This window comes from Amycolatopsis kentuckyensis (assembly GCF_002155975.1).
Lineage (GTDB): Bacteria > Actinomycetota > Actinomycetes > Mycobacteriales > Pseudonocardiaceae > Amycolatopsis > Amycolatopsis kentuckyensis.
This window is the reverse complement of sequence record NZ_MUMI01000195.1, coordinates 1-15,183: the sequence shown is the minus strand read 5'-3', so window position 1 is coordinate 15,183 and position 15,183 is coordinate 1. Positions and strand designations below refer to the sequence as shown.

The following is a 15,183-nucleotide window of genomic DNA, read 5'->3' as shown; positions in this document are numbered from 1 at the left end:
GAGTCCCGCCCTCAATCACGTGAGTTCCGCCCTCAATCACGCGAATCCCGGCCTCGATCACGCGGATCCCGCGTACCGGACCGGCGAACTCCCGCGTCCGGTGGGCCGGCTCCGTGACCGGAACCCGATCTCGCGTGACCGGAACCCGATCTCGCGTGATTGGGGACGGAACTCGCGTGATTGGGGAGCGATCTCGCGTGATTGGGGGGTCGGCACTCGTGATCAGGGGGTCGACACGGCTCGGCGGACCAGGGCCAGCAGGCGGGGGGTGTGGGCCGGGACGTCGGTGAGAGCGATGCCGGTGGCCAGCAGGAGGAGGTCGAGGGGGTCGGTGTCCGGGGTGACCGCGTTCGCCGACTTGGCGCGGGCGACGAGGGCCGCCGCCGTCTCGTTCATCGTCTCGTGCCAGCGGGCGAACAGGGTTTCGTGGTCGCCGGCCGGGGTGGTCAGGGACAACGCGAGGTCGCGTTTGTCCCGGACGTGCTCGACGAACAACGCCAGCCACGCGAACAACGCCGCCCCCGGGTCGGCCGCGTCGAGACGCGCGTGCGAAGTCAGCGACGCGACTTCGTCGGCGTACACCGCGATGACCAGTTCGCGACGGCTGGGGAAGTGGCGGTACATCGTCGCGTTGCCGATGCCCGCGCGCCGGGCGATCCGGTCGAGCGGGGCGTCGGGGCCGTCTTCGGCGAACACCGCACGAGCGGCCGCCAGCAGAAGCGCGTGGTTGTCCCGGGCGTCGGACCGGCGGGCTCGTGCGGGCATCGGTGCTCCTTGCCAAGTGGGGAACTCCCCGGTTAGCCTAGCGCCACCTAACCGGGGAACTCCCCACTTAACGGAGGCGACGATGACCCCGTCCGAAGTCCACGCGCGGCTGGTCGAGCTCTGGACGGCCGGACGCTTCGAGGAAGGCCTGCGTCTCATCGATCCCGACGTCGTCGATCACCGCGGCGGCACCGCCGGCGACCACCACGGCATCGACGCCTGGCGGGCGAAGTGGGACCGGAAGGCCGACGTCGCCGTGCGGATCGAGCAGAACGTCAGCGAAGGCGAGTTCTCGGTGAACCGCTACACCAGTTCCGGCCCCGGCTACGCCGTGACCAGCATGGACATGATCCGGGTCCGCGACGGCCGGGTCGTCGAGCACTGGGCGCTGATGGACGTCACCGCGCGTGCCGCGCAGCTGGGTGCACCGGGAACGCCAGGGTGAAGGCCGCGCCGCCTTCCGGGGCGGGCCCGGCCGTCAGGGTTCCGCCCATGCGGGTGACCAGGGCGTGGACCAGGGCCAGGCCGATGCCGGAGCCGACCGGACGGCGGTCGCGGTAGCGCGCGTTCAGGACGCCGCGCTCGAACGCCACCGGGTAGTCCTCCGGCGCCAGGCCAGGGCCGCCGTCCCGGACCGACAGCGATGCCGAAGAACCGGACACCGAAAGCGAAAACACCATCGGGGCGCCGGCGGGCGTGACGCGCAGGGCGTTCTCCGCCAAGCCGTCGACCACCTGACGCAGCCGCCGGGCGTCCGCCAGCACCGGCACCGGCGCGGCCGGCGCCGAAACGGCCAGCCGGACGTCCTCGCGCAAGCACCGCAGCTGCCACACCTCCGCGCAGTCGCGCACCAGAGCGGCCAGATCCACCGAAGCCATGTCCAGCCGGAACTCGTCCGCCCCCAGCCGCGCCAGCTCCAGCAGGTCTTCGACCAACCGCGAAAGCCGCGCCGCCTCGCGCTGGATCGTCTGACCGGCGCGCACGGCGTCGTCTCCGGCAGCGACGCCGTCCGCGATCGCCTCGGCGAAGCCCGTCACCGCCGTCAACGGCGTCCGCAGCTCGTGCGACACCGACAGCAGGAACTCCCGCTGCCGCGCCTCGCTGACGGCCAGCGCGTCGGCCAGCGAATTCAGCGACCCCGCCACCTCCGCCACCTCGCGCGGCCCCTGCACCGGGACCCGCACGTCGCGCCGGCCCGCCCGCAGCGAGCCCGCGGCGAGAGCGGCCCGGCGCAGCGGACGGCCCAGCAGTCGGCCCGAGACGAACCCCGCGAGCGCGGCCACGAGCAGCCCGATCCCCAGCGCCAGCAGGATGTTGCGCACCAGCGCCCGTTGCGTCGCTTGGGCGTTCCGGGTGGGCAGGACCAGCGCGAACGCCGCCCCACGCGTGCCGACCACCCGCGTCTCGACCAGGTACTGCGCCCCGGCCACGGTGACGCGCTGCGACGCGTCCGAACCGAGACCGGCCTTGACGGCGGCCTGGACCGCGACGGCGTCCCCGAGCGCCTGCCCGCCCGCCCGGCGGACCACCACCGAAATGCCCTGCCCGCGCACGACGTCGGCCACCTTGCCGACACCCAGCCGGTTGCCGATGCCCGTTTCGTCCAGTTGCGACGCGACGACGTCGGCCTGCGCGGCCAGCGTCGACTGCAGCACGTTGTCCGCCGTGGTCCGGATCAGCCGGGACGCCACCAGCCCCGCCACGATCACCGCGACACCCGCGACGGCCAGGCACACCAGCGTGATCCGCCCGGCCAGCGTCCCCCGGAACTTCATGCCGGGTCCGCCGCGTAGCCGATGCCCCGGACCGTCCGGATCGGACTCGACGCGCCGAGTTTCGCCCGCAGCTGAGCCACGTGGACGTCCACCGTGCGCGTCCCCGCGGCCGCGGCGTACCCCCAGACCGCACTCAGCAGCTGGTCGCGCGAAAGCACCTGCCCCGGGTGCCGGAGCAGGTGCGCCAGGAGGTCGAACTCGGTCGACGTCAGGGAAACCTCGACGTCGCCGGCCCAGGCGCGGCGGCTGGTGAGATCCACCCGCGCGCCGCCGACGGTCAACACCGATGCGGGCGGCGCCACCCCCGAGGCGCGGCGCAGCACCGTCCGGACCCGGGCCGCCAGCTCGCGCGGGCTGAACGGCTTGGTGAGGTAGTCGTCGGCGCCGATCTCCAGGCCGAGCAGCCGGTCGAGCTCGTCGTCGCGGGCGGTGACGAACAGCACCGGCGTCCAGTCCCCGGCCGCGCGCAACGCCTTGCAGATCTCGATACCGTCCATTCCGGACAGTCCGATGTCGAGCACGATCGCCACCGGCTTGAGCCGCCGGACGGCTTCGAGGGCCCGGCCGCCGTCGGCCTCGACGTGCACGCCGAAGCCGTCGCGCTTGAGGTAGAGCGCCGCCAGCTCGGCGATCGCGGCCTCGTCCTCGACCACGAGGACGAGGCCGCGTCCCGGTGACCCCATACCTGCTCCCGTCTCCGCCGTGGTTCAGAGGGGAGACGCTAGCCGGTCAGGGCGAGCCATCGCTGTTCATGTCGGATTCGATGCCGTTCAGGGTCGACTCGATTCCGCTCAGCTCGGCGGACGAGGACGACGACGTCGGCGCGCTCCCCGGGTCCGGCGAGCCCATCAGGTTGTCCCGGCAGGCCGAGCAGCCGAGCGCGATGAGCGCGGCGGCCCCGACCGCCGCCGCGACCCTCGCGCCCCTCACTTGGCCGGCTTGCAGTGCGCGGACGCGAAGGCGTCGAGCTTCTGCTTGGCCGCGTCCAGCTCGCCGACGCGGCCCTGCCGCTTGGTGGCGCGCTGGTCGAGCTGGTCGGCGCGGGCGGTGTGCCCGGCGGCCCGCTGGTCGGCCGCCCGCGCCTTGAGGTTGGCGACCGAGCCCTTGACCTCGGCGCCGCCGTTGATCCGCTTCTTCAGGTTGTCGGCCCGCTTCTGCAGCTTCGGCACCCAGTCCGAGCAGACCTGCTGCGACTCTTCGGGGCTGAGCGTGATCGGCGCCACCGGCGTCGGCGTCTGGGCCGAGGCCAGCGGCGCCGCCACCAGCAGGCCGACCGCGCTCCCGCAGCCCGCCAGCGCCAGCCGCGTCCAGGTCGTTCCTCGCATCGTCTCTCCTCATCCGGGGTTCGGGTTACGAGGAGAACTCTGGCGGGGCGGTGTTCGGAGGGCGTCCGCCTAGTGTTCGGGCTTTGTAAGGCCGACGGTGACCGACGTCCGCGCGAGGTCGAACGTCAGCGTGTCGCCGAAGTGCGGCAGCGCCGGGTCGAACAGGAGCCCGTCCGTGCCGCCGAGGAGCAGCCCGAGCCGGTGCCCCGCGGGAACGACGTGGTCGAGCGCGGTGAGGTCGAACGTCATCGTGTAGGGCCGCCCGGGGACGAGCGGTTCGCCGTGCCGCAGCGACGCGTGGTGCCCGAGGTCGGCCCAGCCGGCGGCGACGATCCGGTGGTCGACGCTGACGACGTCGGCGACGGTGTCGAGGAAGCACGCGCTGTCGGCGTCGGTACTCGAACCCCAGCACGACCGCGTGGCCAGGTTCTCGACCCCGCTGCCGTAGAACGCGGTGTTGCGCGTCTCGGCCGGGCCGTAGTCGACGAGCGCGACGCCGAGCCGGGCGGCGGTCTGGTCCGACGACGCCGTGATCGTCACCGACGGCGACCCGGCGAGCCGCACCGGCGCGGGCAGCGGAGCCCCGGTGAACCGCGCGGCCGACACCCCGGCCGCCCACTGCTCACGGGTGATGGCGGGGTCGTCGACGACGCTCGCCGTGCCGGAGCCGGCCAGCCCCAGCGTCCCGTCGGCCGACGGCCGGAACGTCGCGGGGCGCGTCGCGGGCGGCCAGCTCCGGACGTCGGTCCACTGGTCCGGCGCCGTTTCGAGGTGCACGGCGGGCTCGCGCTCGACGCCGTTGTGCCGCCCGAGCAGCCAGCGGTCGAACCAGCGGTGCAGCGTCTCGACCCACGGCGCCCGCTGCAGGTCGAAGGGGTCGGTGTGGCCGGCCTGGCTCAGCCACGCCTTGCGCGGGACGCCGGCCCGGCCGAGCGCGTCCCAGTAGCGGGCGAACTGGTTCGGCGTCACGACCCAGTCCCCGAAGCCCTGTGCGATGAGCACGCTCGCCTGCCCGGCGCGCGCCTTCAGATCCGCTTCGAACGGCTTGCACAGCTCCGCCGCGCGCTCGTTGTAGGTGAAAGGCGACCCGGTGTTCTCCGGCGTGGCGAAGGGCGCGCCGTTGCCGATGAGCTGGGCGTAGTTGTCCGCGACGCCCTCGATCGGCACGATCGTCTTCAGCCCGGCGACGCCCGACGCGGCCATCCCGATCGCGGTCGCGCCGTCCTGCGACTTGCCGATCGCGCCGACGTCCCCGGTGGCCCAGTCCGCGGTCACCGGACGGCCGCCGTCGGGGGCGTCGAAGGCCTTCGCCCGGCCGCCCAGCCAGTTCACGACCGCGTTGCCGGACCCGACGTCGTCGAAGCAGCCGGACGACCGGTTCGTCCCGCCGACGTCGGCCAGCACGACGGCGTACCCGCGCGGCACGAAGTAGTTGTCCAGGAACAGCGGGAACTGCTGCGGCGTGCCGTCCGGCGCGTACGTCTTCTTCTGCATTTCGTTGCCACGGCCGCAGCACGCGTAGTACGGGCTGACGTCGAGGATCACCGGGACACGCCCGCGCGTGTCCGGCCGGATGACGTCGGCGGCGATGCGGTCGGGCTTGCCGTCGCGGTCGTTGTCGGTGCCGGTCTCCACCCACGCCGTCTGGCGGATCGCGTCCGCGTACGAGTGGACCGGCCGGCTTTCCGCGGCGGCGGCCGGGGCCGCGAGTCCCGATGTCGCGAGCAACGCGGCCAAGAACCCCAGGATCAGTCGCATCGGACCAGGGGATCACGGTTTTTCGTACAGCACCAGGAACTTGGCCATGGCGGCGTCGACGGCTTCGCGGTCGCCGGTCGTGACGAGGTCGAGCAGCAGCCCGCGGGTCACGGCGAGCCCGAGGCGGGCGTGGGCGGCCCGGTCGGCCTCCGGGACGCCGAGCTCGGCGAGCCGGGCTTCGATGGGCCCGAGCCAGTCTTCGACCACGCCGTCGAGGAACTCCGCCGTGCCCGGGGTGCCGCCGAGGGCCTGACCGTAGAGCTGGAAGAACAGCTTTTCGTTGGCGCGCAGGTCGTCGTCGGTGAGCCGGCGCCAGAACTCCGCCGGGTCGAGACCGGCGAGCGCGGCGCGCTGGCGGGCCTCGACCTCCCGGGCCACCGCCGTCAGCAGGCCTTCCTTCGAGCCGAAGTGGTAGATGAGCATGCGGTGGCTGGTGCCGAGGTCCGCGGCCAGTGCCCGCAGGCTCCGGTCGGCGCCGCCGTGGTGGGCGATGTGGTCGATCGCCGCGGCGAGGAGCTTCGCCCGCGGGCTTGCGTCGATCATGTACCAGATGGTACACGTACCAAATGGTACAACGCATTTCGGTGCGCACCCGGACGTCCGCGCCGGCCGACACCGTGTACGCCTTGCTCAGGGACGGCGCGAGCTGGCCGAAGTGGTCGCCGCTGGGGTCGTTCGAGCTGGTCCGCGAGGGAGAGGGGGAGCCCGAGGGGCTCGGCGCGGTCCGGTTGTTCAAGACCAACGGCGTCAGCTCGTACGAGAAGATCGTCGCGCTGGAGCCCGGCCGCCGGTTCGGCTACGCGCTGGAACGCGGCTTGCCGCTGCGGGACTACGTCGCCTACGTCGACCTCGCCCCGCGTGACGGCGGCACCGACATCCACTGGCACTCGACGTTCACGCCGAAGGTCCCCGGCACCGGCTGGTTCTACCGGTGGTTCCTCGGGTCCTTCATCAGGCGGGTGGCCGCCGGTCTGGCTCGGGCCACCGCCTGAACGGCGTGTTACTCTCCCCGGGAGAGTGAGGAGGCGTGCCGTGGGTCCCGATCCGTACGACCGCAACTGCCCGACCCGCCAGCTGCTCGACCGCATCGGTGACCAGTGGACGGTCCTGATCGTCGGCGCCCTCTCCGGCGGCCCGCTGCGGTTCACCGAGATCGGCCGCCGCGTGGACGGGATCTCCCAGAAGGTGCTGACGCAGACCCTGCGCAGCCTGGTCCGCGACGGCATCCTCGCCCGCACGGCGTACCCGACGATCCCGCCGAAGGTCGAGTACGAGCTGACCGGCCTGGGGCGCAACCTGTCCGAGCCGCTGGACGTGCTGGACCGCTGGGCTCGGCAGCACATGTCCTCGGTCCAGGAGGCCCGGGACGCCTACGACGCGGAGCACACGCCGGCGTCCGCGTAGGGGATGGTCCATCCGGGTGACCGGTCGGCGCGTCCTCGGGTCCGCCGGTGCGCGGATCGGAACACTGTGCGGTTCGTCGAAGCCGTGAGTGGTGGTGCCGGTGCAGAGGTGGGGCTGGGTGGCGTTCGCGCTGCTCGCCGGGACGGCTGTGCTCGCGGTTCCGGCCGCGCTGAAGGCGGCGGGAGCCGGGAACTCGTGGTGGGCCGGTGCCGCCGCCGGGGCCGCGGTGCTCGTGACGCCGTTCGTCAAGGTGGCCGCCGACCGGGTACGCAGCCGGGTTTCCCGCCGTGACGACGGCGATCTGTCGGTTGTTCGCGGCTGCCTGGTGACCGCCCGTGGGACCTTCCCGAAGGTGCGGCAGGTCGCCGATCCGCGGCGGCTGGGGGTGCACCCCGCCGCCCAGCTCGATCCCGCCGGGCCCGAAGGCGCCGCGGAGACGATGCCGGCGTACGTCCCGCGCGACGTCGACGAGCGGGTGCGGGCGCGGATCGCGCGCGGGGGGTTCGTGCTGCTCGTCGGTGACTCCACCGCCGGGAAGTCGCGCACCGCGTTCGAGGCGATCCTGGCGACCGTCCCGGATCACGTGCTGGTGGCCCCGAAGGACCGCGCCGCGGTGAAACCCGCACTGGAGCGCGCGATGCGGGCCGGGAACCGCGTGGTCTGGCTGGACGACGTGGAGCACTACCTGGGACCCGCGGGCCTCACCCGCGAGATGCTGGGCCGCCTGCTGGCGGGATCGCGGCACACCGTGGTCGTGGGCACGATCCGGGCGCTGGAGCGCGCCCGGTTCGCCGATTCCGGCAGCCTGGACGAAGCGACCCGGGAGATGTACCGCGCGGCGCGCGAGACGCTGGCCCTGGTCGACGACGAGGTCCGCGTCGAGCGGCTGCTGAGCGGCGCGGAAGCCGAGCGCGCCGCCGACCGGGCGTGGGACCCGCGGATCGCCGACGCGATGGACCACCGCGGGGAATACGGGCTGGCCGAATACCTCGCCGCCGGCCCCGAGCTGCTGCGCGCCTGGCACGACGGCCGGGACGTCGGCGCGAACCCCAGGGGCGCGGCGTTCGTGACCGCCGCGGTGGACGTGCGCCGGGCCGGTCTCGAGCCGCCGCTTTCCGGCCGGCTGCTGGAAGAACTGGCCGACGACTACCTGCGCCGGCGCGGCGGTGACCGGCTGCGTCCCGAATCGACGGCGGCAGCCTGGGACTGGGCGTTGCGCGCCCGGCGGGCGACGACGTCACTGATGACGGGGTCCGCCAAGACCGGCTACGACGTGTTCGACTACCTCGTCGACGAGGCCCAGCGCGTCGGCGGTCCCGAAGGGTACGTGCCGGAGCCGACGCTGCGTGCGGCGCTCGACATCGCCGACGGCTCCGAGGCGATGGCCATCGGGGTGACGTGCACCAAGCAGGGGCACTACGTGCTGGCGCTGGAGGCTTTCTCCCGGGCCGCGCGGCGGCTGACGAGCGAACTCGGGCCCGAGCACCCCGATGCCCTGACCGGCCGGGCCAGGCTGGCGAGTGCGTTCCACGAGATGGGGCGCTTCGCGGAGGCCGAGCGGGAAACCCGTGCGGTACTGGAGATCCGCACCCGGTTGCTGGGGCCGGAACACCTCGACACGCTGGCCTGCCGCAACAACCTCGCCAGTGTGCTCGGCGACCTGGGCCGGTTGGCCGAAGCCGAGCGCGAGCACCGGGCCACGCTCGAGGTGCTGCTGCGTCTGGTCGGTGCCGAGAGCTGGTACACGTTGACCGTCCGCAGCAATCTCGCCGTCATCAGCGAACTGCAGGGCCGATGGGTGGAGGCCGAGCGCGAACACCGCGCCACGCTCGACGGAATGAGCCTCCTGTTCGGCGCGGAAAGCCCGGAAACACTCACCTACCGCCACGATCTTGCGCGCGTGTTCTGCAGCTTGGGCCGCTGGGAAGAAGCGGAGCGGGAACACCGCGCGGTCCTCGAAGCCCGCGTCCGGACGCTGGGCGCGGAGCATCCCCAGACCTTGACCAGCCGCAGCAACTTCGGGCTCACGCTGGGCCGGTTGGGCCGGCTGGCGGAGGCCGAGCGCGAAGACCGCGTCACCCTCGAAGCGCGTCGCAAGGTGCTCGGTCCCGAACATCCCGATACGTTGACCAGCCGCAACAATCTCGCGGCCGTGCTGAGCGGCCTCGGCCGGCACGAGGAAGCCGAATGCGACCACCTCGCCGTCCTCGAGGCACGCGTCCGGATCCTCGGGGCGGAGCACCCCGACACCCTGTACAGCCGCAGCAACCTCGCGCTCGAGCGCTACCACCTGGGGCGGCTGGAGGAGGCCGAGCGGGAAGGCCGGACCACGCTCGAAGCGCGGACCCGGGTACTCGGGGCGGAACACCCGGACACGCTGACGAGCCGGAGCAACCTGGCGGTCGTCCTGGGCGAGCTGCTCCGGTTGGCGGAGGCCGAGCGCGAACACCGCACGGTTCTCGAAGCGCGAACCCGGCTTCTCGGTGCCGAGCACCCGTACACCCGGAGCAGCCGCAGCCACCACGCGGCGGTCCTCCAGGGGCTCGGGCGGTGGGAGGAGGCCGCGGACGGGCACCGGGCCGTGCTCGAAGTTTCCTGCCGCGTCCTGGGGCCGGACCATCCGGACACCCTGTTCGAGCGCGACCTGCTCGCCGCCGCCCTCCGGGACTCGAACCGGACGGAGGAGGCCGAGCGGGAGTACCGGACCCTGGTCGAGACCCGGACCCGCGTCCTCGGGCCGGACCACGCCGACACCCTGACCAGCCGGGCCAACCGGGCGATCGCGCTCGGCGAACTCGGCCGGCTCGAGGAGGCCGAGCGGGAACACCGCACGGTCCTCGCCCTTCGCGAGCGCACCCTCGGCCCGGCGGACCGCAGCACCTTGACCAGCCGCTTCCACCTCGCCAAGATGCTCACCAAGCTGGGCCGGCCCGCGGAAGCCGAGCGGGAACACCGTGCCGAGCTGGAGGCGTGTTCGCGCGTTTTGGGCCCGGATCATCGCGACACCCTGCTGAGCCGGGACGCGCTCATCGCCACCCTGCTGGAACTGGGCCGGCTCGCGGAGGCCGAGCTGGAGTTCCGCGCCGCGCTCGAGACCCGGGTGCGGGTGCTCGGTCCGACGAGCCGGGACACCGTGGTCTGCCGGCTCAACCGGGCGGGGTTGCTGCTCGAGCTGGACCGGCGGGCCGAAGCCGAGCGGGAACACCGGCTGGTGAGGGCGATCTGCTCGCGGGTCCTCGGCCCGGACTTCCGCACCGTGCTGGCCGGTCCGGACGCCCAGTCGATCTTCCTGAGCCGCCTGGCCGAGGCCGGCTGAAGCGAGCCGCCCCGCCGTCCAGTGGACAGCTCCTGGACAATCCGCTTCGGGACGGGTCCCGCGGCCCCGCCCGCGGGGACACTGTCGCCGTGCTCAACGAGACCGTCCCGGCGCCGGGCTGGGGAGTCGTCGCCCTCACCGCGTTGTTCGCCTTCGCGGTGTCGCTGACCTCGGTCGTCACGCCGCCCAGTGGCCGGCGGAGCCTCCTGCGCAACGCCAACGTCCTCGGCACCCTCTTCCACGAAGGCGGTCACGCGCTGGTGAGCCTGCTGACCGGCGGTGACGTCGCCCGCGTCGCCATCACCAGCGCGGGCGGCGGCTTCACCAGGCAGCGGCACGACTCGGCGCTCGGCGATGTGCTGGCCACCGCCGCCGGGTACGCGATGCCGCCGCTGGCCGGGCTGGGGGCGGCCGTCCTGCTGGACCGCGGGCACGTCCAGGCCGTCCTCGTCCTGACCCTCGCCGCGTTGGCGTTCCTGCTGCTGTTCGCCCGGGACCTGCTCACCTTCGTGCTGATCGTCGTGGTGGGGGCGGTCGTGTACTCGGCCCTGCGCTACGCCCCGGGCTGGCTGCGCGTCGCCATCGCCTACACCGAAGCCTGGCTGCTGCTGACCAGCGAGCTCGACGGCGTGCGGATCCTGGTCGTCAACCGCAGGCAGAACGGGTACAAGGCCCAGAAGGACGACGCCGCCGCGCTGGCCAGGCGCACCAAGATGCCGTCGCCCCTGTGGATCGGCGGGTGGTTCCTGCTCAACGGCTGGGCGATCTGGCACGCCGCACCGCTGCTGTTTCCCTAGCGGGCCACCAACCCCGCCTCGTGTGCCAGCAGCCCGGCCTGCGTCCGGTTCGCGCAGTCCAGCTTCACCAGCATCCGGGAGACGTAGCTCTTCACCGTCGCCTCGGCGAGGTGCAGCCGCGCCGCGATGTCCGCATTGGACAGTCCGGAGCCGAGGCAGGCCAGGACGTCCCGCTCCCGCTCGGTGAGGCCCGCGGTCCGGCGGCGCGCGTCTTCGCCGCGTTCGCGGCTGTCCGAAGACAACGCCACCAGCCGGCGCGCGGCCGACGGTGAGAGCACCGTGTGGCCGTCCGCCGCCACGCGGACCAGGCCGATCAGGTCCTCCGGGGGTGTCGACTTCACCAGGAAGCCCGCCGCGCCCGCGCGCAGCGCGCGGATCACGTACGTGTCCGCGTCGAACGTCGTCAGCGCCACCACCGCCGGCGGGTCCGGCAGCGCCGTGATCCGGGCGATCGCCGTCAGCCCGTCCACGCCCGGCATCCGCAGGTCCATCAGCACCACGCGCGGCCGGTGCCGGACCACGGCCTCGACGGCTTCGGCGCCGTCCGCGGCCTGGGCGACGACCTCGATGTCGGCCGCCGAACCCAGGATCGTGCGCAGGTGCGCGCACACCATCGGCTCGTCATCGACCACGAGCACCGGGATCACAGTGCGTGCCTTCCGACGTCGGGACGTAGGCGGGCAGTATCGCACCGACCCGGAACCCGCCGCCGGGTCGAGGGCCCGCGTCGAAGCGCCCGCCGACCAGTTCGACGCGCTGCCGGAGGCCGGCCAGCCCGGCGCCGGACCCGCTGTCCGCCAGCGCCGGGTCGGGCGGGTGCGCCGCCGCCGTGCTGTCGACCGAGACGTCCAGGCCGCCCGGGTGGTAGCGCAGCGACACCGCCGCCGACGCGCCCGGCGCGTGCTTGCGGACGTTCGTCAGCGCCTCCTGGACGAGCCGGTACGCGGTGCGCGCGACGGTCGGCGACACCTGCGCCGGGTCGCCGTCCACCACCAGGTCCGTCGCCACCCCGACCGACCGGGACTCCTCGACCAGCCGCGCCGGGTCGCCGGGCTCCTCCGGGCTGAGCGTCCGCGGCCCGGTCTCCGCGCCGTTGCGCAGGACGCCGACCAGGTCACGCAGTTCGTCCAGCGCCAGCGCGCCTTCCCGGCGGATGTCCTCGGCCGCCGTGCGCGCGGCCGGGTCGGCCGACGTCACGCCGAGCGCGCCGGCGTGCAGCACCATCAGGCTGAGCCGGTGGGTGACGACATCGTGCATCTCGCCCGCGAGCCGCCGCCGTTCCGCCGCCCGGGCCTGCTCGGCGAGCAGGTGCTGTTCGCGCTCGGCGCGTTCCGCCCGGTCGCGCAGGGACTGGAGGAGCTGCTTGCGGGCTTCGAAGTACAGCGAGGCGAGCGCCGGCAGCGCGGTGCTGAGCAGGCCGAACGGCGTCGTCGCCCAGCTCGGCGTCCACGGCCGCGCGGCGATCACGGCCAGGACGCCGGCCACCCACAGCACGGTCCGCTTGTCCAGCACGCGGGCCGCCTGGGTGAGGATCACCGGGGTGATCGTCGGGACCGTCGTCAGCGCGAGCGGGTGGAGCGGCACGAGCAGGCCGGGGGCGAAGGTGTCGGACGCGAGCATCGCGAACGCCCCCGCGGTGACGAACGCGCACACCGGGCCGGGGAACCGGAACAGCAGCACCAGGGTGAGGTCGCAGGCGATCTGCAGGACCAGCCCGGCGGCCGGGCCCCACGCCCCGGAGGTCCGGTCGCCGAGGACGTAGAAGAAGGTGTTCATCCCGGCGAACGCGAGCGCCGCCGAGATCAGCCAGCAGGCGTCGGAGCGGCTCGGCCACAGCGGCCGCCGGGCGGTGGTCACGCGGTCACCGTAACCGCTGTTCCGGACGGCCGCCCCGGATGTGCAACTTTGGTTGTGCCTGGTTGTGCGGGCGCGCAACGTTCGTCGCCGCGATCACCCTCGTCGTCCGGTTTCGCCCGCGTGGCGGTTCGCGGTGGAGTGGGGGACGACGAGGGAGGAAGTGCGATGAGCGAGCTGTCCCTGCCGGCCCGGGCGTACCTGCTGGCCTGCGACACCGCGCGCGACCGGCTGCCGGACCGCGAGCGCGTGGCCCTGCTGGTCCGCGCGGCGGCGCTGACGGATCTGGTGCTGCGCGGCCGGATCACCGACGACGGCGGCCGTCCGGTGGTCTCGGGTGCCGGCCGCACGGGCCACCTGGTGCTCGACGACCTGCTCGCCGAGCTGGCCGCCGACCCGCACCGGAAGTGGCGCGCCCGGGTCCGCCGCGGGGCGCGCGAGACGTTGCGGTCCCTGGAGGCCCAGCTCGACGCGGCGGGCGTGATCGCGCTCCGGACGTCCCGCGTGCTGGGGCTGTTCCCGCGCCGTCGCCCGGAGGTCCGTGACCCGGCTTCCGCGGCCGCCCTCCGCGAGTCGGTGCGGGCGGCCTTGCGGAGTGACGCGCCGGTGTCCGCGGACGTCGCGGCCCTGACGTCGCTGGCCGCGGCGGTCGAGCTGGGCGCGGTGCTCCCGCGCGGCGAGCGCCGGCGTCACCGCGACCGGCTCGCGCGGCTGGAGGAGCAGGCGGGGGCCGCGGTCCCGGCCCTGCGCAAGGTGATCCGCGAACTCCACGCCGCCCGCACGGCCTCGATCGCGGCCGCCTCCGGAGGCGGCGGCTGATGTCGTGTCGTCCCTCCGATCACGCGTGTCGACCCCGGGATCACGCGCGTCGACCCTTCCCGCACACGCCGTTCGTGCCCGAAGGGTCGACACGCGTGATTGAGGGGTCGACACGCGTGATTGCCGGGACGACACGGTCAGGGCGTGAAGAGGCGGTCGAGGTAGTAGTCCACTGTGGAGATGGCTTCGGCCGGGGTGCGGTGGCCCATCAGGATTTCCGAGCCCTGGGAGTCCGCGATCGCCCAGAGCAGGGAGGCCTCGGTCTGGGGGTCGACCCACGCCGGGACGTCGCCCGCCTGCTGGGCCTGGCGGACCTGGTCCGCGAAGAACCCGAGGAGTTCCGGCATGCCTTCGCCGAAGGCCTTCGCCATCGCCGGGTCCGCCACGGCGCGGATGAAGTAGGCGACGCCGATGAGGAAGTCGGCCTCGCTGTCGGGGTCGCGCGGGAGGATTTCGACCAGGCACGCGCGGAGGATCGACCGCGGCGTCGGCGGGCCTTCGGCCAGCACCTTCGCGGTGATCCGCTCGCTGCGGAGCTTGTGGCGGTGCTCGAGGGCGTAGCGCAGCATTTCGTCCTTGGTCTTGAAGTAGTGCTGCACCGAGCCCATGGACATGCCGGCTTCGGCGGCGACGTGGCGCAGGCTGACGCCTTCCAGGCCGGAGCGCGTGGTCAGCCGCTGCAGCGCCTCGGCGATCTGCATCCGGCGCTGCTCGTGGTCCACCTGTTTCGGCACGTCCGCTCCCGTTGTCATGCGATCGCATTGCGAAACCGCGGGCTCCGCCGTTACGATGCGATCGCATTGTAAAACAACCTCGGGGGGTATCCGGTGGAGACCGGAAAAGTACGGCTGCGGCCACCGCGCCACGCACTCGACCGCCGCGCGATCGCCTGGTGGCGCACGCAGGGAGCGCTGACGTTCGCGCCCGCGGTGCTCGTGCTCGCGGTCCTCGGCCTGCTGATCCCGCCGGCCGCGTTCTGGCTGCTGGGCCCGGCGGCGGTGGTCGCCGTGCTGGGCGTGGTGTGGTGCGCGGTGCTGCCGCGGTGGTGGTTCGGGCTGCACCGCTGGGAGGTGACCGACACGGCGGTCTACGTGCGCTCGGGATTCCTGTGGCAGGAGTGGCGGGTGGCGCCGCTGTCGCGCGTGCAGACGGTCGACACGCTGCGCGGCCCGCTCCAGCAGCGGTTCGGCCTCGCGACGGTCACGGTGACGACGGCTTCGGCTCGAGGTGCGGTCCGCCTCCGCGGCCTGGACGCCCAGGTCGCGGCGGACGTGGCGGAGCGGCTGACGGAACGCACGGACGCCACACCGGGGGACGCGACATGACCGGCGAGCACCGGCGCGACAGCGCGGCGGCCGGCGGAACGCACG

At 73.5% G+C, this 15,183-nt stretch carries 17 protein-coding genes; 7 read left to right on the top strand and 10 right to left on the bottom strand.

Annotated features, from left to right (window positions below):
- Positions 1-222 precede the first annotated feature (222 nt).
- Positions 223-765 (bottom strand): TetR/AcrR family transcriptional regulator, encoded by a 543-nt coding sequence (locus CCN39_RS19670; RefSeq protein WP_086844031.1) that lies wholly within the window; start codon positions 763-765, stop codon positions 223-225.
- Between the two features lie 82 nt (positions 766-847).
- Here CCN39_RS19670 and CCN39_RS19665 point away from each other — a divergent pair, with 82 nt between their 5' ends.
- Positions 848-1,210, top strand: coding sequence for an ester cyclase (locus tag CCN39_RS19665; protein WP_086844029.1), 363 nt, complete (start codon positions 848-850; stop codon positions 1,208-1,210).
- Here the strand turns inward: CCN39_RS19665 and CCN39_RS19660 are convergent.
- The 6 genes from CCN39_RS19660 to CCN39_RS19635 form a co-directional block, all read right to left on the bottom strand.
- Positions 1,164-2,540 carry a HAMP domain-containing sensor histidine kinase gene (locus CCN39_RS19660; RefSeq protein ID WP_086844027.1) on the bottom strand — a complete coding sequence of 459 codons (1,377 nt, stop codon included), beginning with the start codon at positions 2,538-2,540 and terminating at the stop codon, positions 1,164-1,166. The genes CCN39_RS19665 and CCN39_RS19660 overlap by 47 nt on opposite strands.
- Positions 2,537-3,223, bottom strand: a complete 687-nt coding sequence (locus CCN39_RS19655) for a response regulator transcription factor (protein WP_086844025.1) — start codon at positions 3,221-3,223, stop codon at positions 2,537-2,539. The genes CCN39_RS19660 and CCN39_RS19655 overlap by 4 nt, the downstream gene beginning before the upstream one ends.
- A gap of 46 nt (positions 3,224-3,269) precedes the next feature.
- Positions 3,270-3,470: a hypothetical protein gene (locus CCN39_RS19650; protein ID WP_086844024.1), complete on the bottom strand. Its 201-nt coding sequence runs from the start codon at positions 3,468-3,470 to the stop codon at positions 3,270-3,272.
- Positions 3,467-3,865: a hypothetical protein gene (locus CCN39_RS19645; RefSeq protein WP_086844022.1), complete on the bottom strand. Its 399-nt coding sequence runs from the start codon at positions 3,863-3,865 to the stop codon at positions 3,467-3,469. The genes CCN39_RS19650 and CCN39_RS19645 overlap by 4 nt, the downstream gene beginning before the upstream one ends.
- A 69-nt stretch (positions 3,866-3,934) precedes the next feature.
- The gene (locus CCN39_RS19640) at positions 3,935-5,623 is read right to left on the bottom strand and encodes a CocE/NonD family hydrolase (protein WP_086844020.1); all 1,689 of its coding nucleotides are present in this window, start codon (positions 5,621-5,623) and stop codon (positions 3,935-3,937) included.
- A gap of 12 nt (positions 5,624-5,635) precedes the next feature.
- Positions 5,636-6,166 carry a TetR/AcrR family transcriptional regulator gene (locus CCN39_RS19635; RefSeq protein WP_086844018.1) on the bottom strand — a complete coding sequence of 177 codons (531 nt, stop codon included), beginning with the start codon at positions 6,164-6,166 and terminating at the stop codon, positions 5,636-5,638.
- A gap of 23 nt (positions 6,167-6,189) precedes the next feature.
- Between CCN39_RS19635 and CCN39_RS19630 the strand changes: the two genes are divergently transcribed.
- The 4 genes from CCN39_RS19630 to CCN39_RS19615 all read left to right on the top strand — a co-directional run bounded on the left by CCN39_RS19630 (position 6,190) and on the right by CCN39_RS19615 (position 11,140).
- Entirely contained in the window at positions 6,190-6,615 is a 426-nt protein-coding gene (locus tag CCN39_RS19630; RefSeq protein WP_086844016.1) for an SRPBCC family protein, read from the top strand.
- 40 nt (positions 6,616-6,655) lie between these two features.
- Positions 6,656-7,027, top strand: a complete 372-nt coding sequence (locus CCN39_RS19625) for a winged helix-turn-helix transcriptional regulator (protein WP_086844014.1) — start codon at positions 6,656-6,658, stop codon at positions 7,025-7,027.
- 100 nt (positions 7,028-7,127) lie between these two features.
- Positions 7,128-10,343 (top strand): tetratricopeptide repeat protein, encoded by a 3,216-nt coding sequence (locus CCN39_RS19620; protein ID WP_143264085.1) that lies wholly within the window; start codon positions 7,128-7,130, stop codon positions 10,341-10,343.
- 89 nt (positions 10,344-10,432) lie between these two features.
- Complete coding sequence (locus tag CCN39_RS19615) at positions 10,433-11,140, top strand: M50 family metallopeptidase (RefSeq protein ID WP_086844011.1); 708 nt, start codon at positions 10,433-10,435, stop codon at positions 11,138-11,140.
- Here CCN39_RS19615 and CCN39_RS19610 read toward each other — a convergent pair.
- Both CCN39_RS19610 and CCN39_RS19605 read right to left on the bottom strand, forming a co-directional pair.
- Positions 11,137-11,787: a response regulator gene (locus CCN39_RS19610; protein ID WP_086844009.1), complete on the bottom strand. Its 651-nt coding sequence runs from the start codon at positions 11,785-11,787 to the stop codon at positions 11,137-11,139. The two genes, CCN39_RS19615 and CCN39_RS19610, sit on opposite strands and share 4 nt — an antisense overlap.
- Entirely contained in the window at positions 11,762-12,997 is a 1,236-nt protein-coding gene (locus tag CCN39_RS19605; protein WP_086844007.1) for a sensor histidine kinase, read from the bottom strand. Before CCN39_RS19605 ends, CCN39_RS19610 begins: the two co-directional genes overlap by 26 nt.
- Before the next feature lie 165 nt (positions 12,998-13,162).
- Here CCN39_RS19605 and CCN39_RS19600 point away from each other — a divergent pair, with 165 nt between their 5' ends.
- Positions 13,163-13,813: a GOLPH3/VPS74 family protein gene (locus tag CCN39_RS19600; protein ID WP_086844005.1), complete on the top strand. Its 651-nt coding sequence runs from the start codon at positions 13,163-13,165 to the stop codon at positions 13,811-13,813.
- Between the two features lie 137 nt (positions 13,814-13,950).
- Here the strand turns inward: CCN39_RS19600 and CCN39_RS19590 are convergent, their stop codons facing one another.
- Complete coding sequence (locus CCN39_RS19590) at positions 13,951-14,547, bottom strand: TetR/AcrR family transcriptional regulator (RefSeq protein ID WP_244210871.1); 597 nt, start codon at positions 14,545-14,547, stop codon at positions 13,951-13,953.
- A gap of 93 nt (positions 14,548-14,640) precedes the next feature.
- Between CCN39_RS19590 and CCN39_RS19585 the strand changes: the two genes are divergently transcribed.
- Positions 14,641-15,138, top strand: a complete 498-nt coding sequence (locus CCN39_RS19585) for a PH domain-containing protein (protein ID WP_086844003.1) — start codon at positions 14,641-14,643, stop codon at positions 15,136-15,138.
- The last annotated feature ends 45 nt before the right edge of the window (positions 15,139-15,183 follow it).